The sequence below is a fragment of the Pseudoalteromonas sp. G5_S1_54_S4 genome, from assembly GCF_054968565.1.
The window spans coordinates 1-22959 of record NZ_JBQKUL010000008.1 but is presented as its reverse complement, the minus strand read 5'-3'; the positions used below and the strand labels follow the sequence as shown (position 1 = coordinate 22959).

23 protein-coding genes and 1 pseudogene are annotated in these 22959 nt (G+C 42.9%); 6 read left to right on the top strand and 18 right to left on the bottom strand.

The window, feature by feature from the left end; translation table 11 throughout:
* Positions 1 to 45 precede the first annotated feature (45 nt).
* The gene (gene acs / locus ACTRWE_RS05170) at positions 46 to 1986 is read right to left on the bottom strand and encodes an acetate--CoA ligase (protein ID WP_462879579.1); all 1941 of its coding nucleotides are present in this window, start codon (positions 1984 to 1986) and stop codon (positions 46 to 48) included.
* Positions 1987 to 2403: 417 nt separating this feature from the next.
* Here acs and ACTRWE_RS05165 point away from each other — a divergent pair, with 417 nt between their 5' ends.
* Together ACTRWE_RS05165 and ACTRWE_RS05160 are read left to right on the top strand one after the other, a co-directional pair.
* Positions 2404 to 3564: a DcaP family trimeric outer membrane transporter gene (locus ACTRWE_RS05165; protein WP_008111542.1), complete on the top strand. Its 1161-nt coding sequence runs from the start codon at positions 2404 to 2406 to the stop codon at positions 3562 to 3564.
* Positions 3565 to 3766: 202 nt separating this feature from the next.
* A complete protein-coding gene (locus ACTRWE_RS05160; RefSeq protein WP_462879618.1) occupies positions 3767 to 5887 on the top strand; it encodes a TonB-dependent siderophore receptor in 2121 nt (706 codons plus the stop codon).
* A gap of 108 nt (positions 5888 to 5995) precedes the next feature.
* On the opposite strand, the gene recA is transcribed toward ACTRWE_RS05160, so the two are convergent.
* Positions 5996 to 7039: a recombinase RecA gene (recA, locus tag ACTRWE_RS05155; protein WP_462879578.1), complete on the bottom strand. Its 1044-nt coding sequence runs from the start codon at positions 7037 to 7039 to the stop codon at positions 5996 to 5998.
* A gap of 68 nt (positions 7040 to 7107) precedes the next feature.
* Complete coding sequence (locus tag ACTRWE_RS05150; protein ID WP_008110341.1) at positions 7108 to 7596, bottom strand: CinA family protein; 489 nt, start codon at positions 7594 to 7596, stop codon at positions 7108 to 7110.
* A gap of 21 nt (positions 7597 to 7617) precedes the next feature.
* On the opposite strand from ACTRWE_RS05150, the gene mutS reads away from it, so the two are divergent.
* Positions 7618 to 10203: a DNA mismatch repair protein MutS gene (gene mutS, locus ACTRWE_RS05145; RefSeq protein ID WP_462879577.1), complete on the top strand. Its 2586-nt coding sequence runs from the start codon at positions 7618 to 7620 to the stop codon at positions 10201 to 10203.
* A 55-nt stretch (positions 10204 to 10258) separates the two neighbouring features.
* On the opposite strand, the gene rpoS is transcribed toward mutS, so the two are convergent.
* The 11 genes from rpoS to ACTRWE_RS05090 all read right to left on the bottom strand — a co-directional run bounded on the left by rpoS (position 10259) and on the right by ACTRWE_RS05090 (position 17890).
* Positions 10259 to 11230 (bottom strand): RNA polymerase sigma factor RpoS, encoded by a 972-nt coding sequence (gene rpoS, locus ACTRWE_RS05140; RefSeq protein WP_028833937.1) that lies wholly within the window; start codon positions 11228 to 11230, stop codon positions 10259 to 10261.
* Positions 11231 to 11347: 117 nt separating this feature from the next.
* Positions 11348 to 12172, bottom strand: a complete 825-nt coding sequence (locus ACTRWE_RS05135) for a peptidoglycan DD-metalloendopeptidase family protein (RefSeq protein WP_462879576.1) — start codon at positions 12170 to 12172, stop codon at positions 11348 to 11350.
* Positions 12173 to 12213: 41 nt separating this feature from the next.
* On the bottom strand, positions 12214 to 12792 hold the full coding sequence (locus ACTRWE_RS05130; RefSeq protein WP_462879574.1) for a YqaA family protein: 579 nt from the start codon (positions 12790 to 12792) through the stop codon (positions 12214 to 12216).
* Between the two features lie 9 nt (positions 12793 to 12801).
* The gene (locus ACTRWE_RS05125) at positions 12802 to 13440 is read right to left on the bottom strand and encodes a protein-L-isoaspartate(D-aspartate) O-methyltransferase (protein ID WP_462879573.1); all 639 of its coding nucleotides are present in this window, start codon (positions 13438 to 13440) and stop codon (positions 12802 to 12804) included.
* Entirely contained in the window at positions 13430 to 14194 is a 765-nt protein-coding gene (surE, locus tag ACTRWE_RS05120) for a 5'/3'-nucleotidase SurE (protein ID WP_138563435.1), read from the bottom strand. The genes ACTRWE_RS05125 and surE overlap by 11 nt, the downstream gene beginning before the upstream one ends.
* The gene (truD, locus tag ACTRWE_RS05115) at positions 14175 to 15224 is read right to left on the bottom strand and encodes a tRNA pseudouridine(13) synthase TruD (RefSeq protein ID WP_013465670.1); all 1050 of its coding nucleotides are present in this window, start codon (positions 15222 to 15224) and stop codon (positions 14175 to 14177) included. Before truD ends, surE begins: the two co-directional genes overlap by 20 nt.
* Positions 15221 to 15703 (bottom strand): 2-C-methyl-D-erythritol 2,4-cyclodiphosphate synthase, encoded by a 483-nt coding sequence (gene ispF, locus ACTRWE_RS05110; protein WP_138686837.1) that lies wholly within the window; start codon positions 15701 to 15703, stop codon positions 15221 to 15223. Before ispF ends, truD begins: the two co-directional genes overlap by 4 nt.
* On the bottom strand, positions 15700 to 16401 hold the full coding sequence (gene ispD / locus ACTRWE_RS05105; RefSeq protein WP_024602324.1) for a 2-C-methyl-D-erythritol 4-phosphate cytidylyltransferase: 702 nt from the start codon (positions 16399 to 16401) through the stop codon (positions 15700 to 15702). The genes ispF and ispD overlap by 4 nt, the downstream gene beginning before the upstream one ends.
* The gene (ftsB, locus tag ACTRWE_RS05100) at positions 16391 to 16678 is read right to left on the bottom strand and encodes a cell division protein FtsB (protein WP_462879572.1); all 288 of its coding nucleotides are present in this window, start codon (positions 16676 to 16678) and stop codon (positions 16391 to 16393) included. Before ftsB ends, ispD begins: the two co-directional genes overlap by 11 nt.
* Before the next feature lie 35 nt (positions 16679 to 16713).
* Positions 16714 to 17346, bottom strand: a complete 633-nt coding sequence (locus tag ACTRWE_RS05095) for a hypothetical protein (protein WP_016899656.1) — start codon at positions 17344 to 17346, stop codon at positions 16714 to 16716.
* Between the two features lie 70 nt (positions 17347 to 17416).
* Complete coding sequence (locus ACTRWE_RS05090) at positions 17417 to 17890, bottom strand: DUF2947 domain-containing protein (protein ID WP_024602323.1); 474 nt, start codon at positions 17888 to 17890, stop codon at positions 17417 to 17419.
* A 61-nt stretch (positions 17891 to 17951) separates the two neighbouring features.
* Between ACTRWE_RS05090 and ACTRWE_RS05085 the strand changes: the two genes are divergently transcribed.
* From ACTRWE_RS05085 to ACTRWE_RS05075, 3 genes are read left to right on the top strand one after another with little or no spacing between them, the layout of a single operon-like run.
* The gene (locus tag ACTRWE_RS05085) at positions 17952 to 18176 is read left to right on the top strand and encodes a DUF1653 domain-containing protein (protein ID WP_008110327.1); all 225 of its coding nucleotides are present in this window, start codon (positions 17952 to 17954) and stop codon (positions 18174 to 18176) included.
* A 50-nt stretch (positions 18177 to 18226) separates the two neighbouring features.
* The gene (locus ACTRWE_RS05080; RefSeq protein ID WP_008464234.1) at positions 18227 to 19075 is read left to right on the top strand and encodes an AAA family ATPase; all 849 of its coding nucleotides are present in this window, start codon (positions 18227 to 18229) and stop codon (positions 19073 to 19075) included.
* Position 19076: 1 nt separating this feature from the next.
* Positions 19077 to 20264, top strand: a complete 1188-nt coding sequence (locus ACTRWE_RS05075; protein ID WP_024602322.1) for a vWA domain-containing protein — start codon at positions 19077 to 19079, stop codon at positions 20262 to 20264.
* A 163-nt stretch (positions 20265 to 20427) separates the two neighbouring features.
* Here ACTRWE_RS05075 and ACTRWE_RS05070 read toward each other — a convergent pair whose 3' ends face one another.
* The 4 genes and pseudogenes from ACTRWE_RS05070 to ACTRWE_RS05055 all read right to left on the bottom strand — a co-directional run.
* Complete coding sequence (locus ACTRWE_RS05070) at positions 20428 to 20667, bottom strand: hypothetical protein (protein ID WP_024602321.1); 240 nt, start codon at positions 20665 to 20667, stop codon at positions 20428 to 20430.
* Between the two features lie 130 nt (positions 20668 to 20797).
* Positions 20798 to 21061, bottom strand: a complete 264-nt coding sequence (locus ACTRWE_RS05065) for a DUF6966 domain-containing protein (RefSeq protein WP_024602320.1) — start codon at positions 21059 to 21061, stop codon at positions 20798 to 20800.
* Positions 21062 to 21188: 127 nt separating this feature from the next.
* A complete protein-coding gene (locus ACTRWE_RS05060; RefSeq protein ID WP_024602319.1) occupies positions 21189 to 21695 on the bottom strand; it encodes a hypothetical protein in 507 nt (168 codons plus the stop codon).
* Positions 21696 to 22610: 915 nt separating this feature from the next.
* Positions 22611 to 22898: pseudogene (locus tag ACTRWE_RS05055) on the bottom strand (PAAR domain-containing protein); the annotation flags it as partial.
* Positions 22899 to 22959: the final 61 nt, after the last annotated feature.

Here is a 22959-nt window from a genome sequence, read left to right as displayed (position 1 = left end):
ATACTACGTTTAGAATCAACTTCTAATCAAGCTTTTAACGCGAAATTAACGATTTAATCGATTTTCTACTAGCTCATCAACCACTGACGGATCAGCAAGTGTTGAGGTATCACCAAGCTGCTGGTACTCATTTGCCGCGATTTTACGTAAAATACGACGCATAATTTTGCCAGAACGTGTTTTTGGTAAACCTGGCGACCATTGAATCATATCGGGTGATGCTATTGGGCTTAGCTCTTTACGTACCCAATTACGGATCTCTTTGGTCAGCTCATCACTCACAGTAACGCCTTCATTAGGAGTTATGTAAACGTAAATACCTTGGCCTTTAATATCATGTGGGTAACCTACCACTGCCGCTTCAGCTACAGCTTCATGAGCAACTAATGCGCTTTCAATTTCAGCAGTACCTAAACGGTGCCCAGACACATTAAGTACGTCATCAACGCGTCCTGTGATCCAGTAATCTCCGTCTTCATCGCGACGACAACCGTCACCAGTAAAGTACACACCAGGATAAGCGCTAAAGTAGGTTTGTTCAAAGCGCTCATGGTCGCCATACACTGTTCGTGCTTGTGAAGGCCAGCTATCTAAAATCACAAGGTTACCGTCAACCGCACCTTCTAATGTATTGCCTTCAGCATCAAATAACGCCGGTGCAATACCAAAGAATGGACGAGTTGCAGAGCCAGGTTTCATATCGGTTGCACCTGGTAATGGCGCAATCATGATGCCACCGGTTTCAGTTTGCCACCAAGTATCTACAATTGGACAATTAGATTTACCAATTTTTTCATAGTACCAGGTCCATGCTTCTGGATTGATTGGCTCACCCACAGAACCTAAAATGCGCAAGCTGTCGCGATGTGAGCTGGCAATCGGCTCTTCGCCTTTGGCCATCAATGCACGAATGGCAGTAGGTGCTGTGTATAAAATTGTCACGTTATGTTTATCAACCACTTCACCCATACGACCAGCAGTTGGGTAAGTTGGTACGCCTTCAAATACGACTTGTGTACACCCATTAACGAGCGGTCCATAAGCAATATAACTGTGACCTGTGATCCAGCCAACATCAGCACTACACCAAAAAATATCATCTTCTTTTAAGTCAAAAACATATTCATGAGTCATTGATGAATACACTAAATAACCACCGGTGGTATGTACCACACCTTTAGGCTGACCCGTAGAACCTGAGGTATATAAAATAAACAATGGGTCTTCAGCGTTCATGCGCTCAGGCTCACACTCGGGTGCTTCATCAGCAACTAAGTCATGCCACCAAATATCATGGCTATGCCAATCAACATCGCCAGAGGTCAGTTTATGAACAACTACATGCTCAACGGTAGTTACCGAATCTTGTAACACTGCTTCATCAACATTGGCTTTAAGCGGTACACAGTTACCCGCACGTCGACCTTCATCTGATGTGATCACCACCTTAGCGCCTGAATCATTAATACGATCTGCAATAGCCGATGGTGAAAAGCCACCGAATATAACAGAATGAATCGCACCTATACGGGCACAAGCTTGCATTGCATAAATAGCTTGTGGGCTCATTGGCATATAAATGGCAACACGGTCACCTTTTTTTACACCCAATTTTTTTAAGCCATTGGCAAATTTAGCGACTTCGTCATGTAGTTGTTGATAGGTAATATTTTCACTTTGCGAAGGATCATCGCCTTCCCAAATAAGCGCTACTTTATCTGCTTTTGTTTTTAAGTGGCGGTCGATACAGTTGTAAGATGCATTAAGGTAGCCATCTTCATACCATTTGATATTAATATGGCCTTTATCAAATGAAGTGTTTTTTACTTTTGAATAAGGAGTAAACCAGTCAAGACGCTTACCGTGCTCAGCCCAAAACCCTTCAGGGTCCTCAATAGACTGTTTATACATCGTATTATATTTTTCATTATCGACGAGCGCTGCGTTTTTAATGTGCGCAGGAACTGGATAGATACTTTGTGACATATTAGTCTCCAATTTATATTACTTGCCTTAGGCTTTTCATCAAGGATTACTCAGCAGTGCACTATTAAATATTAGACATTAGTTGTATCTGAGTTCAAACAACGATTATCTTATCTATAATCCTCATGGCTACACCCTATTTACATAAAAAACATACTATTAAATAAAAGTATATGAACACTCAATAATTATTAAACCTTAGTCTAATAGACTAATAGTTGATTGAGTAAATTGTGTACATATACAACAGTAGCTTGAATATTTAAAAACTTTGATTGTTTATTAATAATTCGTATTTACTAACAAATTAGATTAAAGATAATTAAATTCAATCTGTTAGTACTATATAAGTAACACACATTAATACATATCATAAGCAAACAACATACAACAAGTAGCCTATAAAAGGACGCAACAATGAAATTTACTCCAATTAAAACACTGGCAGCTAGTGCTGTACTATGTGCACTTTCTAGCACAGCTTATGCTGCAAAAATAGGTGATACAGAATTTACCTACGGTGGATACATTAAACTCGACGCAATGTGGAGTGACTACTCAGCAGGCGCTCCTGCGGGCACCAGTGTTGGCCGTGATTTTTATGTGCCAAGTACACTAACCGTTGGTAACGATAATAGTTCAGACGCCGTATTTGATATGCACGCTCGTGAGTCACGTTTTAATTTTGGAACTGCTACCTTATTAGATAACGGTAAAACGGTTAAAACTAAAATAGAGCTAGACTTTTTATTGTCAGCTCCTGGCGGCAACGAGCGTGTGTCTAATTCATACTCTCCGCGCATTCGCCATGCATTTATCTCATATGATGGCTGGTTATTTGGTCAAACATGGTCAAACTTTCAAAACGTCGGTGCATTACCAGAAGCACTTGATTTTGTTGGTCCTGCAGAAGGCACGGTGTTTGTTCGTCAATCTCAAATTAAATACACTACGGGTGCATGGTCATTCTCGTTAGAGAACCCAGAAAGCACAATTACTACAGCCGGCGGTGGCATGGCCGTAACTGATGATGCCTCATTACCTGACTTTACCGCACGCTACACCCATAATGCTGATTGGGGTAACTTTGTAGTAACAGCCCTTGCTCGTCAACTGACCTACAAAGTAGGTGGTGTTGATGCCGATGAAACCTCATTTGGTGTTAGTGCATCGGGTATGGTGAAGCTTGGTGAAGACAATCTAAAATTTATGCTTACCCAAGGTAAAGGACTAGGTCGTTATGTGGGTCTAAACGTAGCACGTGGTGCGGTTCTTAATGGTGATGACCTAGATGCGATTGATTCAACATCTGGTTTTATTGCGTATCAACATAAGTGGAACAGCCAGTGGCGCTCTACTTTCTTATATTCGTTCTTGTCTGCTGATAATGATGAAAACCTACTTGCAATGTATGGCGACCCTACAGAATCAAGCCAAAGCTACAGCGCAAATATTTTATACTCACCGGTTAAACGTCTAACCTTTGGCGCTGAATTTAAACATGCAGAACGCGAGCTTGAAAGTGGCGTAGATGGCGATCTAGATCGTTTACAATTTTCTGTAAAGTATGCGTTTTAATTTCCTAACCAATTAAAATACTGATTTACTTCCTGAGCGGCTTCGGCCGCTTTTTTTGTTTTTAACCAGAGCTCAAGTTAACCAAATCCATGCGCTTTACTTAAAAAATATTAAAGACGTGTAAAATACCCAGCAAACGCAATTGCAAATCACTCTCATTTAGATTAAATTACCACCCACATTTAATCTTATGGGAAACATGATGCTGTACAAACATAAAAACTCTGCATTTAAACTGAGTCTACTTACTTCACTGGTTTTATCTGGGCATGCTGTTGCAAACGACACGCAAGACGACCTACCTTTAGAAAAAATTGCCGTTTATGGGCAACATCATAAAAATTATATTACCGAAGAAGCACAGTCAGCGACTAAGCTAGGTTTAACCATTAAAGAAACTCCGCAATCAATTTCTGTTGTCTCACGCGCGTTGATGGATGACTTTTCACTTGATGATATTAATGCGGTATTAGAAAGCACCCCAGGCGTAACAGTGGAACAAATAGAAACCGATCGTACTTACTTTAAAGCCCGTGGTTTTGAAATAACTAACTTTTTAATCGATGGCTTAGGCACACCGCAAACCTCTGGTTCAATTCAAGGGACACTTGATACTGCAATTTACGACCGTGTTGAAATTGTACGTGGTGCCAATGGCATGATGACCGGTGCAGGTAACCCATCGGCTACTGTAAATATGGTGCTAAAAAAACCAACCTACACAACGCAAGCTCATGCATCCGCTTCTTATGGTTCGTGGAATAATAAACGTGTAGATATTGATTTTTCCACACCGATTAACGATGAACACGCTGTTCGTGCTGTATTTACTAAGCAAGATAAAGAGTCATACCTAGACCGTTACGAAACCGATAAAACCGTTGCCTACCTTGCCTATGAGGGTAAGCTGACTGACGATACACTACTGAGCATTAACTACGTAAACGAACAAAAAGATGCCGACAGTCCTTTATGGGGCGCGTTACCACTTTATTACACTGATGGCTCAGCAACTAACTATGATGACTCAACTAGCACAGCTGCAGATTGGTCGTATTGGGATAATAGTGCTGAACGTGTTTATGTAACACTTGAGCAAAACTTATCAGCGACTTGGGTCGCTAAAGCGCGTTATGCCCACATAAAAAATGAACAAAATTCAGAGCTGTTTTATGTGTATGGCACACCAGATAAAGAAACTGGTTTAGGTTTAACGGGCTATGCGAGTCGTTATGATTACAAAGACACCCAAGATTTGTTTGACTTATATGCCAGCGGTAAATTTGAGTTATTTTCACTAGAGCACGACTTATCATTCGGTATTAGCCAAGCAAACATGGACTTTAATGACCAATCGCTTTATGACTACAGCACAGGAAATGGTTTCCCTGCGATGCCTGATTTAGCGACTTGGGATGGTGTTATCCCTGAGGCAACACTGGTTGATTCGCCTAACGGCAGTGATGTACAAAATACACAAAGATCTGCCTATATTTCAACTCGTATTAAACTAGCAGAGCCATTAAGCATTTTGGCAGGCGTTCGCTATACCGATTGGGAAACTAAAGGTACTGCTTATAGTGTCGTGCAAACCCGCGATGACTCAGAGGTTATTCCTTACATTGGTACGGTGTACGATTTTACTGAGTCGTTATCAGCGTATGCTAGCTACACCGAAACGTTTGTGCCACAAAAAGAGTTAGACATTAACGCTGAGCAACTGGCTCCGGTTATTGGTAAAAGTGCTGAAGTTGGTTTAAAAGCACAACTTTTAGATGAGCAAGTATTTGTAACACTGGCCTATTTTGATGCTAAGCAAGATGGACTTGCTGTTGCACTTCCGGGCTCCCTTCCAAGCGATACGCGTTATTACGCTGCAGATGGTATTAACAGTGATGGTTTCGAAATTGAATTAAGCGGTCGCTTAACTGATGATTTAAGTGCCAGCATCAGCTTTAGTAATCTAAGTATTGATGGTGACGAACTCGTTAAAGATTACACCCCAGAAAACCAATTAAAAATGGCAGCCACTTATCAAGTGCCATTTATTGATGGTTTAACCTTAGGTGCTAATTACCGCTGGCAAGATTCTATTAGCCGTGTGCAAGTAAAAGATCCAGCAGGCAACGCATTGGCAACTACAAAACAAGATGCTTATGGCTTATTAGATTTAATGGCCACCTACGAAATTACTCAAAACGTCGGTGTTACCTTTAATGTTAATAACAGTACTGATGAAAAGTACATAAACAGCCTTTATTGGGAGCAAGGTTACTACGGGGCACCGCGTAACTACTCATTGTCAGTTAACTGGCAGCTATAAAGCTAACTAGGCTTTAAGTCACTTTATAGCAAACAATAAAAAAGCGCTAACCTAATGGTTAGCGCTTTTTTTAAGCTCGGGTCAAATCAAGCTTTAAAACAAATGGGCTTAAAGGTCGCCTTCATCACCTAATACGTCTTCGCCATCTTCTGGCTCAACCGTTGCTTTTAGCAATAGCATCTCTCGTAATTTACCTTCAATTTCATCTGCAATTTCAGGGTTTTCTTTAAGGAACTTAATCGAATTAGACTTACCTTGGCCAACTTTGTTGCCATTGTAACTGTACCAAGCACCCGCTTTTTCAACAATTTTGTGCTTAACACCTAAATCAATCAGCTCGCCCTGCTTAGAAATACCTTCGCCATACATAATGATAAATTCAGCTTGTTTGAACGGCGGTGCAACTTTGTTTTTCACAATTTTAACGCGCGTTTCATTACCAACAACTTCATCGCCTTCTTTTACCGAACCAATACGGCGAATATCAATACGTACAGAGGCGTAAAATTTCAGGGCATTACCACCAGTTGTTGTTTCAGGGTTACCAAACATTACACCAATTTTCATACGGATTTGGTTAATGAAAATACATAGTGTGTTTGAACGCTTAATGTTACCTGTAAGCTTACGTAATGCTTGTGACATTAAACGTGCTTGTAGACCCATGTGTGAATCACCCATGTCGCCTTCAATCTCAGCTTTTGGTGTCAATGCTGCAACCGAATCGACAATCACTACATCAACCGCGCTTGAACGCACTAACATGTCACAAATTTCCAGTGCTTGCTCACCTGTATCTGGTTGAGATACCAGTAACTCATCAATGTTAACACCTAGTTTTTGTGCATAAATTGGATCAAGAGCATGCTCAGCATCAACAAAGGCACAGGTTTTACCTTCTTTTTGAGCTTCAGCGATAACTTGCAATGTTAGCGTTGTTTTACCTGATGACTCTGGGCCATATACTTCAACAATACGCCCCATCGGCAAGCCGCCTATGCCTAAGGCAATATCAATACCTAGCGAGCCTGTTGATACAGCGTCAATGTTTAACGCTTTATTGTCACCCAATTTCATGATTGAGCCTTTACCAAATTGACGTTCAATTTGTGATAAAGCTGCTTCCAACGCTTTTTGTTTGTTATCGTTCATTTTCTTCTCCAAATCCAGCTAATGCAGACAAGTATACTGTATGAAATCACAGTATCAAGCTAATTTTATTATTTTATCTTCTCTATTATGATTTTTAAAGAAAATACAATAGCTTGCAGCCTAACTTGCGCCCTGTTACCATTAAATACTTGTTCAAACGTCCAGTGTTTACCGTTAATTTGCAGTCCAAACCACACGAGCCCTACCAGTTTGCCCTCAGTAGCACCACCGGGTCCTGCAATCCCTGAAATAGCAATGCCAATATCAGCATTTGCAGCCTTACAAGCGCCTGCTGCCATCTCAATGACTGTTTGTTCGCTCACCGCGCCAAATTCCTCTAGGGTATCATGCTTCACATTGAGTAATTCATGCTTTGCGTTATTGCTATAAGTGACAAATGCACGGTCAATATATGCAGAGCTTCCGGGGGTATCGGTAAGCGAATAACTCACTCCACCACCAGTACATGATTCAGCGGTAGTGATCCATAAGCGTTTATCCGTTAAAATAGCGCCTAATTGCGCAGCAAGTGTCTTAATCTCTTGATGTAATTCCATATTCAGCCTTTGGGTAAATACATGTCGTTTGATCTTTATGCACCGCACACTATAAAACAACAAACCCCTATGATGCAGCAGTATCTAAAAATAAAATCAGAGCATCGCGATATTTTATTGTTTTATCGGATGGGGGATTTTTACGAACTCTTTTTTGACGACGCAAAACGCGCCGCGCAATTGCTCGATATTTCACAAACACACCGTGGCAAAGCAGGGGGCGATCCTATTCCTATGGCGGGCGTGCCTTATCATGCGGTAGAAAACTACTTAGCCCGCTTAGTACAAATGGGCGAGTCGGTGGCTATTTGTGAACAAGTGGGTGACCCTGCCACCAGCAAAGGCCCTGTTGAGCGCAAAGTAGTCCGTATTGTAACCCCAGGTACTATTTCTGACGAAGCCTTACTACAAGAGCGCCAAGACAACTTACTAACCAGTGTTTGGCAAAATAAAAAAGGTCAATACGGTGTTGCGTATCTTGATATCAACTCAGGACGCTTCAATGTTGTTGAAGTAAACACTGATGAAGCATTTAGCTCAACGCTACAACGCTTAGCGCCCGCTGAATTACTGCATAGCGAACACTTTGAAAATATTCACTTAATTGAACACATTAAAGGGGCAAGACGTCGCCCTGATTGGGAGTTTGACCTTGATACCGCGCAACACTTACTGTGCGAGCAGTTTGGTACCAAAGATTTAGTTGGTTTTGGTGTCGATAAAGCACATAGCGCCTTGGTAGCGGCAGGCTGTTTAATGCAGTACGTAAAAGATACCCAGCGTATTGCATTACCACACATTCGCGCAATCACTCTTGAGCATAACGAACATGCGGTTATTTTGGATGCGCCAACCCGTAAAAACCTTGAGTTAACGGTTAATTTATCCGGCGGCTTTGAAAACACCTTAGCCCAAGTGCTTGATAAAACAGCAACGGCGATGGGCTCGCGATTACTTAAACGTCGCATTCATACTCCTATTCGTAATAAAGATGAACTCAACTCACGACTTAATGCTATTACTGCTATTTTAGATGCACAATTATGTGGTGAACTGCATGACGCGCTCAAAGAGATTGGTGATATAGAACGTGTAATTGCTCGTTTGGCATTACATACCGCTCGCCCACGTGATTTAACACGGCTTCGTAGTGCGCTTCAAGCATTAGCACCGCTGCATAGCTTATTAAACGATGCCACAGATGCGCGTATTTCTCATATTATTGCCCATTCTAAAGAGCTCCCCGAGCTTCAAGCCCTACTTGAGCGAGCAGTGATTGATAACCCACCAGTGTTAATTCGTGATGGCGGTGTTATTGCGCCAGGGTATAACAGCGAACTTGATGAGTGGCGTAATTTAAGCCAAGGTGCCACCGATGTGCTTGAACAGCTAGAGCAGCGCGAACGTGAACGCACGGGTATTAGTACACTTAAAATTGGTTATAACAGAGTGCATGGCTTTTTTATTGAAGTGAGCCGCGCCAACTCGCACTTAGTGCCTGCAGATTACATTCGTCGTCAAACATTAAAAAATAACGAACGCTATATAATCCCAGAACTAAAAGAACACGAAGACAAAGTCCTCGGCAGCCAATCAAAAGCGCTGGCCCTTGAAAAACAATTATACGAACAGTTATTTGAATTTATAGCTCCGCATATTGAGCAGCTACAAATAATGGCCTCAGTAATTGCCGATCTAGATGTACTGAACAATTTAGCAGAGCGTGCTCAAACACTTAATTATGCCAAGCCTGAGCTTTGCGATAACGATAATATCAGCATTAAACAAGGCCGCCACCCTGTGGTAGAGCAGGTAATGAAAGACCCGTTTATTGCCAACCCTGTGGAGCTAAATAACCAGCGTAAAATGTTGATTATTACCGGCCCTAACATGGGCGGTAAATCAACCTACATGCGCCAAACTGCGCTTATTGTGCTTATGGCACATATTGGCTGTTACGTTCCTGCCGATAGCGCTAAAATTGGTAATATCGATAGAATATTTACCCGCATTGGCGCCAGTGACGACTTAGCATCTGGGCGCTCTACCTTTATGGTTGAAATGACAGAAACTGCGGCAATTTTAAATAATGCCACCGCACAATCATTAGTATTAATGGATGAAATAGGCCGAGGAACCAGTACTTACGATGGTTTATCACTGGCATACGCGACAGCTGATCATCTTGCTTCAAAAATAGCAGCTAAAACTCTGTTCGCAACCCATTACTTTGAACTCACAGAGCTTGCAGAACAAACACCTGGATTGGTTAATGTGCACTTAGATGCCATTGAACACAACGATACCATTGCCTTTATGCACACGGTATTAGATGGTGCCGCAAGTAAAAGTTTTGGTTTGCAAGTGGCAGCTCTGGCTGGCGTACCTAAAGCGGTTATTGCCCAAGCAAAACAAAAGCTAAGCTTGCTTGAAAATCATCAAAGTGTCACAACAGTCACCACAGAGCAACAGGTTTTACCGTTTGATAGTGAACCGCAAATAATTCAGCCTAATGAGCTTGAGCAACAAATGAGCGCAATAGACCCTGATAACCTATCTCCGCGTCAGGCGCATGAACTGCTTTATAAATTAAAAGCACTGCTTTAAACGCAAACAGCCCGACTAAAGAGTCGGGCTGTATTCATTTTTTTGTGTGTTTAGATTAAGCGAACTGTTCAAATAAGCTTTCGGTACTTAATCCTTCTTGCTGCAAGATATCTTTTAACCGACGTAGCGCCTCAACCTGTATTTGGCGAACTCGCTCACGGGTTAACCCAATTTCACGGCCCACATCTTCAAGTGTTGAAGGCTCATAACCGAGTAAACCAAACCGGCGTGCCAGTACTTCGCGCTGCTTAGGGTTCAATTCACCTAACCAGTCAATAATATGCGTATTCATATCATTGTTTTGCACTTCACCTTCGGGGCCTACATTTTTTTCATCAGCTATCACATCTAATAATGCACTGTCATTCTCGCCACCAATGGGCATATCTACAGAGGCTATTTTTTCATTTAGGCGTAGCATTTTGGTGACGTCTTCGACCGGTCTATCTAAGCTTTCTGCAATTTCTTCTGCGGTAGGCTCATGATCAAGCTTTTGCGTTAGCTCACGTGCTGTACGTAAATAAACGTTAAGCTCTTTAACTACATGAATAGGCAAACGAATAGTACGCGTTTGATTCATTATCGCTCGCTCAATGGTTTGACGTATCCACCATGTAGCATAAGTAGAAAATCGAAAACCACGTTCAGGATCAAACTTTTCAACCGCTCTAATGAGTCCTAAGTTGCCTTCTTCAATTAAATCGAGTAGAGCAAGCCCACGATTGTTATACCTGCGCGCAATTTTCACAACCAAGCGTAAGTTACTTTCGATCATGCGTTTACGGGAAGCTTCACAGCCTTTAAGCGATTTTCGTGCAAAAAAAACTTCTTCTTCGGCACTTAATAGAGGGGAAAAACCAATTTCGCCTAGGTATAACTGAGTGGCGTCGAGGTTTTTAGTGACTTCTTCTTTAACAAATACGTCTTCATCTTCCACGTCATCAAGTAGTTGCGTTGGCTCTTCAACTTTTGAATCGTCAAACTTATCATCAGTGGGGGTTTTCTCAGCTTTTGCTACATCAGCCATAAGACTTCTCCTGAGCAAGCTATCAATAACTTTATGATTAAGGTCTGTAGTCGTTTTATAAGCTTTTGCTGTATTAGCCATGAGCCTTCTCCAGAACTGTCAATCAACACCTTTAGTTCAGGGTAGGTATTTAGCAGGGTTAACAGCTTTTCCTCGATAACGAATTTCAAAGCGAAGTGCCGTTACTGAAGACTCTGAATTACCAATTTCTGCTATTTTTTGTCCCGCCTTCACTATTTGCTTTTCTTTCACAAGTAACGTTGAGTTATGTGCATAAGCACTTAGGTAATCATCATTATGTTTCAATATAATTAAATTACCGTAACCTCTAAGTGCACTACCCGCGTAAACTACTGTTCCTTTTGCAGCGGCGAGTACGGCAGTACCCTTTCTATTAGCAATCTGTAGGCCTTTATAACCATTTTCCTTGTTAGAAAAGCGTTTTGTTATTTTACCTTTAGCAGGCCAAAACCAACTCAACTTTCTGTTTGTAGAACCTTGAGGCTTGCTAATTTTTTGGTTAGCTTGTTTTTGAACATACCTACGTTTTTTCGGCTTATCAAGCTCTTTATTTAATTTTTTGTTATTTTTTTGTAAATGGGATGACTTTTTAGCTGGGTGTTTTTGATTCGTTTTTGCTGTAATCCTTGGCTTACTTGGTTCTAAAAGAGAAACAACCTGACCAGGAACAATAGTGTAAGGTGATGGAATTGAATTGTTTTTTGCAAGCTCTCTGAAATCTTTTCCGGCACTAAAAGCAATCGAGTAAAGTGTATCGCCTTTTTGTACTGTGTATTTTCCGCCGTTAATATTAATCCGTGAAGGATAGTCATTAATATTATTATTTAAACTGCTTACCGGAGCGGGAACATGGCGAGACGAGCATGCACAGAGCAAAACACTAATAAATAAAGCAACATAACAGCGTATTTGTTTATTCAATGTGTTTTGCCCTCTGTTTTAATATCATTATATTATGGCGATTATCGCAACAATAGGTACGCAACAGCGATTAAAGCAACCACTACCCAGCCAAGTACTTCAATATATTGGCGTAATTTTTGTTCCATTTTAACTCCGCCCCATTTCATTAAAGCAGATACTAAAAAGAAACGCGCGCCACGCCCAATACCTGAGGCAATAATAAAAGGTAAAAACGCCATTTGTAATACACCAGCGCCAATGGTAAACACTTTATAAGGAATAGGCGAAAACCCCGCTATAAATACCACCCAAACACCGTAATTTTTGAACCATGCAAGCGCCGTATTAAATTTATCTTGCCATTGCATTTGCGCAATAAAGGGCTCTACAACCGGTTCAAACAACCAAAATCCAAGTAAGTAACCCAGCACGCCGCCAAGCACAGAGGCAACCGTAGCAAAACTTGCAAATCGCCATGCCTTACTTGGTTGCGCTAGCGACATCGGCGCTAACATTACATCGGGCGGGACCGGGAAAAAAACCGATTCGGCAAAGCTCATTCCTGCTAAATAACGTTCTGCGTGGCGGTGTTTAGCCCACACTAGCGCCATATCGTATAACTTGGTAAACAACTTCAAAATGAATTCCTATTCAATATCACCAGGGACTAAAGGTACAAATCTTACTGGCGCAATTACATGCTCTGTAAAGCTATCGCCTTGGCGAATAACCATGGTTAAATTTTGTTCTGCCTCACCAATAGGGGCCAGTAATACGCCTCCATCTGCAAGTTGTGCGAGTAACTCGGGGGGAATGGTGGTTGCCGCAGCGGTCACAATAATGCCATTAAATGGCGCTTGTGACTGCCAGCCTTGCCAACCATCGCCATGTTTCATGGTGACATTGTACAAATCGAGCTGGTGTAATCGGCGTTTAGCTTGCCATTGCAAAGCTTTAATACGCTCTACCGAATATACCTTATCAAAGGTTTTAGCTAAAACCGCAGTTTGATAGCCCGACCCGGTGCCTATTTCTAACACCTTATGTTGCACACCGGCTAATCGCATTAGCTCGGTCATGCGCGCAACAATATAGGGCTGAGAAATAGTTTGCCCTTGTCCTATAGGTAGCGCGGTATTTTGATACGCCTTGTGTTTGAGTACATCATCAATAAAGATATGCCGAGGAATTTGCGCAATCGCCTTTAAAACCTCCTTATCTTCTACGCCCTCTCGTTGTAATAGGTCTGAAAGCGCTTGTGCACTGCGGGTATAATTAGCCAGCACGGTTAATCTCCAACTCGGCTAACCACTCTCCCACAGCTTTGATACTGTCTTTAGCGGTCATATCAACGCTCAATGGGGTGACTGATGCATAGCCATTATTTACAGCATAAAAGTCAGTGCCTTCACCGGCATCGCTTTCTGTACCCAAAGAACCATACCAAAAAATATCGCGTCCCCAAGGATCGGTTTGCTTGGTCATGGTTTCTGCTTTGTGACGAGCCCCTAAACGAGTTACCTGAACCCCTTTTAGCTCACTTAAAGGAATATCTGGCACATTAATATTGATGATCTGATCTTTAGGCAGTGGATGCGAAGCAAGCCCTTTAATAATATTGACCGTAACGGCTGCTGCCGTTTCAAAGTGTTCACCATGGTGAGAGCACAAAGACACCGCAATTGCTGGTAAACCCAGATGACGACCTTCAGTCGCCGCAGCAACCGTACCAGAGTAAAGTGTATCGTCACCTAAATTGCCGCCGTGGTTAATACCGGCTACCACTAAATCGGGCTTTTCATCCATTAATTGATTCACACCTAAATGCACACAATCCGTTGGCGTGCCATTAACCGACATAAAGCCATTGTCGAGTGTCGTTGCACGCAAAGGATTCATTAACGTCAGTGAATTACTTGCGCCACTGCAATTTCTATCTGGCGCAACCAGCGTTACCTCAGCAATTTGTGTTAATGCTTGGTATAAAACAGCAATACCTTTGGCATTAACACCATCATCATTACTTAATAGAATCTTCATCTGCGTTATCCTTTTCTTTTCGCTCGCGAGGACTGGCGTCAGTATAATCAACCAGTTCGCGCAGTAAAGCCGTTGCAAAGCAGCCTTTGGGTAAACCAAAGCTGAGTTTTAATGTGCGTTCATCAAGTGTTTCTACACTTAGATCTTGGGGGATTAAACGCAGCATTCTGCGCTCGTTTTTAAGCCCTAACTCACCTAAGCCATCACACCATGCTTGATACGGTGCCAACCATGTTTTTTCTTGTTCGGTAAGGCCTTTTTCGCTTTTGCCCACCATGGGCGCCGACATCATAATATCGCCAGAAGCAAGACGTGCAATATTTTCATCGCTGATCGCATCTTCAAAAAACGCATTGCTACCGCTAAGCATAAATACTTCGCGGTGCATGGTTTTAGCAAGGCCATGTTCTGCCACGCGTAAACTAACAATTTGATTAAACACATGTGAACGTGCTGCAGAAATAATAATGCCTCGCAGCTTTTTATCGCGTATGCGCTCACCGGCAAACATTTTTTCAGCCATGACTAAGTTATGCCCATCACGGCCAAAACGCTGCTCACCAAAGTAGTTAGGCACACCAGCACGCACTGCGTTTATACGGCACAAAATATCAAGCGGCTCGGTTACATTGCGCAAGGTAATGGTAAATCTATTTCCTTTATGACAACCGGTGCGTAATTTTCGCTCATGGCGCTGCTGCGATACCACAAACACGCTTTCACTGTTCAGCTCAGTAAAATCAATATGCTTTTTAATCGGTACTTTTACGCTAAACCACTGCGAGCATACTCCATGGCGGTCTTTCATACCGGCATAGCTTACATCACGTGGCGATACACCCGCTTTTTGTGCAATCAGCTTAGCCACATATTGAGTGTTTTCACCCTTTTTAACCACTTGCAAACACACGTGTTCACCACTGCCGGTAAACTCTATACCGAGATCTTCATCAACCATGAAGTCTTCTGCGGTGGTTTTAAAATCGGCTTTAGAAAGCGGCGCGCCGTATAAATAATTTAATTCGCTCATGCGCTTTGTTTACTCATAATGACCACGGCATGGCTTGAAATACCTTCTTTTCGCCCCTCAAACCCGAGCTTTTCAGTGGTTGTGGCTTTAACATTTATCTGTGAGAGCTCAGCATTTAAATCACTGGCAAGATTGGTTCGCATTGCTTGAATGTGCGGCAGCATTTTTGGTGCTTGTGCCACAATGGTGACATCCGCATTGCCCAATACATAGCCCTGTTGCTTGGCTAGGTTCACTACATGGCGAAGTAAAATACGGCTATCGATATTTTCATACTCACTGGCTGTATCTGGAAAGTGCTTACCAATATCACCTAATGCCAATGAGCCTAAAATCGCGTCACATAAAGCATGAATAGCTACATCACCATCTGAGTGCGCTAAAAAGCCTTGAGGGTAATCAATTTTTTCGCCGCAGATGGTTAAAGGCCCTTGGCCTCCAAACTTATGCACGTCAAAACCATGGCCTATTCGTATCATGTTGCACTCTCATTATTTTGTTTTTGCAGTAAAAAGCCTGCTAAGTCTAAATCTTCTGGGGTGGTAATTTTAATATTATCACTGCGCCCTGCCACCAGCTTTACCGGCTTATTTGCCCACTCCATTGCACTGGCTTCATCAGTAATAATTGCCCCATTGGCTAACGCATTTTGCAGTGCTGTTTTGAGCTCGTCATATTTAAAAAGCTGTGGCGTAAGCGCTTGCCATAAATCGTCACGCGGCACAGTGTGCTGTGCATGTGTTTGGCCGCGTTTTATGGTGTCTTTTACTTTACTGGCTAAAATGCCGCCTTCATCGGATTGCACGCATTGTGTTATTAACTGTTTTATATCAGCAATATCCACTAAAGGTCTTGCTGCATCATGCACCAAAACCCAAGTCGGTGGATTGGCAGCTAAAAACAATAAACTGTTTAATACTGAATCTGCACGCTCTTTACCGCCAATAGCACGCACAATGCGAGAGTCTATTAGGGTAAGGTCGTCAAAGTAAGGGTCGGTTTCGCTCAAAGCCACCACTATAGAATTTAACTGCGGTAACTGCGATAACTTAGCGAGCGTGTGCTCTAAAATGGTTTTCCCTGCTAAGGAAATATATTGCTTTGGTGTTGTGTGTTGCATTCTGCTACCAACACCTGCGGCAGGAACAATAGCTGCAATAGTAAATTTATTTGTCATGGTGTTGAGCCGGTAAAACACGAATAAAGGTTTCGTCCGGTTTAATCATTCCTAATTCGTTGCGGGCACGCTCTTCAATACCTTCAAGGCCGAGCTTTAAATCTTCTATATCCGCTTTTAATACTTTATTACGCTTGATCAGCTTTTCGTTTGTTTGTTGATGCGATGCCACCGCATTTTTTAGATGGGTGTAGTCTTGCACACCATTATGGCCAAACCAAAGTCTATACTGAATAAAAAGTGCTAAGCACAACAAGCCAAATTGAAAAAATCGCATTAAACACTCCTTATTTTAATTTTGAATTGTAAGCTTTACGCCAATGGCCGCTTAACATTGCGCCAATTAATATTGGCAGCCAATAACATTTCCCGTAACGATAATACCCGTGGCGTACTGCGCTTTGAAAACTGCCACTGGTGGCCACAACACGCCGCAGCAAGCGTTGCTTTGTTGGGTTTGAGTAATTGCGCACTTTGCTGCTCAAGCCCTTGACCTAAAAAATCAAACCAGCCAAGCTCATTGCAATGAACCTGTGTTTTAGTTACTTGATCAATGCTGTCTATTCTAACCCGAATTTGGCCGTGATTTTGTAATAATACAGGAATAATCAGCCCAACTTTGGCATAGACTTGATAAAAAAGTTCATTCGCTGAAGAATTAACTTCTGGCGGAGTTGGTTTTTGCTTTTCAAGCCACCCACCATTTTGCGCATCGAGCGTAAAAGGCGATGTTGCATTAGCCACCCGTGTTGCGGCACGTTCAATGTAATAAGGCAGGCTTTTTAATTGCCTGCGTAAACGATCACCATTAGGTTCAGCCACTAAGCGCTGCACCTCACGCTGATAAAAGGCATTACATAATTGTGCATAAAGCACTTTTTGTGCATCAGTTTGCCACATTTCAACTTGTTGGTTTGTGTCAAACTGCTTATTTTTACTGACCAATCGCTGTACTCAAAAACACCTTAATAGATGTTTTATAACACAGTAATGCACAGTTTTTAAGCACCGATTGTTAGGGCTTTTCGCCTAATTTCGCAATGCCTGATTCTAAAAATTGCACAACCGTATTACGTTTTTTTCCAATTAATAAACTGCCATCGGCTAAAAACATAAAGTTTTGCCAGTTGCGTTTAAACACATCAAAGCTCGTTTCAATAATATTATCGCGCGCCATACAAAAATAAACGGTGGTGTTAGCCTGCCAGTCTAGGTGGTTTAAAATAGCGTCAGGAAATTGGGGTTCTTCGCATTCCCATGCGTCTTCCCAATTTACTTCTTGGCTAAAGTTTTGCTCTTGCGCGCACCAATCGGTTTTATCAAAAAAGTCAGGATGATCATGTTCACGACTCACCATGGTTGTCCATAGCACTGCAGCACGCTCGCTGGTCATCGGTTTAATATTAGCTGCATCAATATCTGAAACCGGAATATCTTTGTGGCGAAATACCCAGGCTTTTTTGTAATCATCAAGAGAAATATAATTCATAGTATTGGCGTATTCTTTGGCATAATAAAAAGCGAAGGCAAATTATACAAGATAACAGACTATGACTACAGCACTAAAACTGGGTTTATATCAACACTACAAAGGCCCACAATACAAAGTTATGCATGTGGCAACTCACAGCGAAACCAACGAGCAATTGGTTATTTACCAAGCCTTATACGGTGAATACGGCATATGGGCACGCCCACTAAGTATGTTTACTGAAACCGTAGAAAAAGACGGTAAAACGATTGCGCGTTTTGCCTACCTTGGTGAAGCCGATTAACTATGGCATTATAACGCATAATAATTACTGCTCAGACCAGAGGATGACCCGTGCAATTTAATTCAACCGACAACTACATCGCAAGCTCAGCATTAAAACAGGCAGTAAACGCCGCTATTATGCTGCAAAAACCGCTTTTAATTAAAGGCGAGCCGGGCACAGGTAAAACCATGTTGGCTGAAGAGCTGGCAAAAAGTTTAGATACAGAGCTTATTCAGTGGCATATAAAATCAACCACTAAAGCGCAGCAAGGTTTGTACGAGTACGATGCAGTATCGCGTTTACGCGACAGCCAGCTAGGTGATGAGCGCGTTCACAATATTAGTAACTACATAGTTAAAGGTAAGCTGTGGCAAGCCTTCATGTACGCTGAGCTAAACGGAAAACGCCCAGTACTCCTGATTGACGAAATAGACAAAGCCGATATTGAGTTTCCAAACGATTTACTACTCGAACTCGATAAAATGGAATTTCATGTATACGAAACCGGTGAGCGCATTGTGGCCAAAGAGCGCCCTATTGTGATCATCACATCAAACAATGAAAAAGAGCTGCCTGATGCGTTTTTACGCCGCTGCTTTTTCCATTATATTGATTTTCCAAATAGCGACGAAATGCAGCAAATTATTGATGTGCACTACCCGCATGTTAAACAAGATTTAGTTCGCCAAGCACTTGAAGTGTTTTTTAACTTACGCGAAGCCAACGGCCTTAAAAAGAAGCCATCTACCAGCGAGTTACTGGATTGGTTAAAACTATTAATGGCTGAAGACATAGACGCCAAAACCCTGCACGACAAAGCGCAAAAAGGCGGCTTAATGCCGATGTTCGGCGCACTACTTAAAAACGAGCAAGACATAAGCCTAATCGAAAAGCTCGCGTTTATGAGCCGTCGCTAATATGTTGGTACAGTTTTTTTTCACGCTACGCAAATACCGCTTACCCGTGAGTCTGCGCGAACTGCTCGATTTAATAAACGCTTTAAAACAAGGCGTTGTATTTGCTGATGTAGACGCCTTTTATCATTTAGCGCGCACTATTATGGTAAAAGACGAAACCCATTTTGACCGTTTCGATAAAGCCTTTAGCGATTACTTTAGCGGTATTGCCGACTTAGACCTGCTCGAGAGCTTAAAACAGCAACACAACTTACCTGAAGATTGGTTGCGTAAAGAGTTTGAAAAGCACCTAAGCGATGAAGAAAAAGCCCAACTAAAAGCCATGGGCGGGCTCGACGAGCTAATGAAAACCCTAAAAGAGCGTTTAGAAGAACAGCAAAAACGCCACGCTGGCGGCAATAAGTGGGTAGGTACCGGTGGCACCTCACCTTTTGGTGCGTATGGTTATAACCCTGAGGGCGTGCGCATTGGTCAAGACGGCAACCGCAATCGCCAAGCGGTAAAAGTGTGGGATAAGCGCGAATACCGTAATCTAGATTCTGACCGCGAAATTGGCTCTCGTACCATAAAATTGGCCCTTAAAAAGCTGCGCAAATTTGCCCGCACGGGCGCAAGCGACACCCTTGATTTAAACGAGACTATTCGCGCGACCGCCAAACAAGGTGGCATGCTCGATGTAAAAATGGCCCCCGAGCGCCACAACGCCGTAAAAGTCTTGATGCTGTTTGATATTGGCGGTTCAATGGATGACTACATTCATACCTGTGAAGAGCTATTTAGCGCCGCCCACAGCGAGTTTAAACATTTAGAGTTTTACTACTTTCATAACTGTTTATACGAACACGTTTGGCAAGATAACCAACGCCGCCACTCAAACGTTATTGACACCATGACGCTGATCAACAAGTTTACCAGCGACTACAAAGTAATATTTGTTGGCGATGCCACTATGGGCCCATATGAAATTGCCTACCCTGGCGGCTCAGTAGAACATTGGAATGAAGAACCTGGTAGTGCGTGGTTAAACCGAATCACCAATCACTTTGATAAAGTCGCGTGGCTCAACCCACAGCCGGTTGAGCATTGGCCGTACTATCAATCAATTGACTTTATAAAGCAGCTAATGAACAACCGCATGTACCCGCTGAGTTTAGATGGGATAAGTAGCGCGATAAAAGAGCTGAGTTGATAGTTAATATCTATGGCAGCTCAGTGCCATTTGCAGACAGTGGTAACGCCTGTGTAAGCAGCGAAAGCAGTTGACTAAAGAAGCAGTTGACTAAAATTAGTGAAAAAAAGCAGCCATCTGTTCACCGTCTACTCTTAATACGCTGGTTATAAATCTAACTTAGCTACACACATACGCTACAAATAAGCTGGTGCAATTCCAAGTAGTCTTCAAGCTCAGGCTTATCCGTGGACATCCTTGCTTCATATACATCTACAAGGAAGCCTTTGCCTGGAGGGAAAACGTCCTTAGCAACTCCACTACAAATCAAATCCATCCAATAGTCCAGCTTCTCACCTTCCATATAATACTCAGCGAGTTTTGCCATTGCCGCATAGCATTGTTCAGTTGTAGGCCATTTCATAATGATTCCTAGATTTATAACGCCTTTGGCAACGGCGGTGTTTTTGGAAACAAAAAACGTAACAGTTTACGTAGGACCAGCACGAAGTGCGTGGGTACCTAAACTTTTTAACTTTGTGATGTATCTCTCACTACTTAGCCTTTGCTTTACAATGCTGATAAATACACTCTAATAATTCATGAAGCTCACTATTTACTGCTGCTTCTTGATCTGGATTTATATTGTGACCATTGGCAAAACAAATATATAAATCATTTATACTTCCCATTCCTCCAAACTTTTTAAGTACAGTTCGTGCTGATGACGCAGAACGAACATCACTAAGCCTCCAATTGCGAACACCGTATTTGCCTAATAGCTCATTGTAAGATGTGATTGCTTCGTTTAATTCCATAACTCTCAAATACAGTAACGCCCGCAACAGCGGTATTTATGGAGGGGATTGGCTTGTGCTAGCGTAGCGATAAGCACAAGCCAAGCGCCAGAATAAATATCCGGCTGCTTGCGTTTGTTATGGCTTTTTATAGCTGACCAGCCTTAATTTTACCGGCAATATCTAGCAGAATCTGAATCAACCCGCCTTTGAATAAAAACGCGTCAGTGAAGGTGTGCTCTTTTGCCGAACCATAGCTCTCTTTACGATCAAGGGTCACAAAAGAATACCCGCCCCCGCCGTTACCGTCGGCGTTGAAAGCACGCCCAAGCTTTAGTCGCTCACCGTCAATTTCAGTTTTATCATGAAACTGGCCTTTGGGCAGGCCGCCTTCAGCCTCGGTTTTAAAGAATTTGTGCTGCAAGGTATCCAAGTACCACTGTAAGCCGCGCTTGGGGAATTCGATTTGGTAATGCAGCCATTCACTTTCTTGTGTCTCAAGGTCGGTGAAGTAGTCAGCAGTTGCCAATATTAAGTGATCGGCATCAATTAAGAAGTAATAAGTAATATTAGGGTTTCGGTCATCTTGAATGCTGGCAACCACACGGGGGTCTTGGGAAATGGTTAAGGGGTCTATCTCATTAAATTGCTTCATGTTTGTTCCTTAGGACTTATTCAGTGGAATGCGGGTAACAATGCCGTCTTTTTCCAGCTTGCCCAATGTTTGAGGGTTTTTATCGTAGGTGAAGGTTTCCAGTGGGCCATAGTCTTGGCCGGTCTTAGGTTCACCAAAGGGCGTAACCGGGTTATTGGCGGTATTGTCCTTGGTCATACCGTTACCCAAAAACTGTTCGTTAGCACCGAGCTTTTTGTTCATTTGGTGGCGCATATCCAGCAACACAGTCTGATCTTCATCGAAGCCGAGGCTTTTGGCGTGCTTGTTAAATTGCTGTTTATTATTAAGGTCTACACCTTTACGCTTAGCGGTGCCATGAATATGCTCATAGGCTTCGCTGTATTCCGGTGTCATGCAGGGCTCGATGAGGTATTCACGGCCTTCAAATTCATCGGCAATTTCTTTTTGTGAAAACTCGCTTAAATTGCCATAGGTGGGAATAAAACTCACCATATCGCCTTTGGCGTTGGCCTGTTCTTGGTCAATAAGCAATAAGGTGTAATCGGCCTCGGGGTTGTAATCAATACCAACGGCCTTGGTAATCAGTTCAGCGTCCTTATCGGCATGCTCTAGTTGTGTGTAAGTGGTTGTCCAGTAGGTGGCGGTGGTTGCTCCCTCTGGCATATAGCCAATGGTACCGCTATCACCCGCGTATTTGGACTCAATGACACGCACGATAAACTTATCGCTTAATCCCTCATCGACAATACGCGCCTTATCGGCCGTACTGTATGGGGAGCGCGGAAGCTCCTGTTTGGCTTGGCGGCATTCCTGTACTTTTTTTGTGGCCTGCTCCATGCGTTGTAAAGTTTCTTCTTTGTTTTGCGGGGATTGAGGCAGATGGCTGTCGCTAGTGGCGGGCGCGACAGCGCCGCCACCAGAACCACCACTATCGCCAATCAGTACCGTCGGGCAGCCAATGACAATCTTTCCTCCGTGGCCGCAGGAATCGCCCATGCGGGCAGCGGGTTTGCCATTGATCAAGACAGTAGATGTGCCTGAGGCGGCTTTGTCAGGCGGCCCAACGCAGACGGCCATATCGCCGACGCGGGCGGCGGGCATGCCGCCGATAATCACATTGGTCGAACCCTGTACAATTGGGCCGCCCACATGGGGCACCGGGCCGGGTTCAACTTTGGGACAGACGTGCATATCGCCCAATCGGGCAGCGGGTTTACTCATGAAACATTCCTTGTCATTTGAAAGGGCAGGATTATACCGGAATTATCAGGCTGCGAGGCCA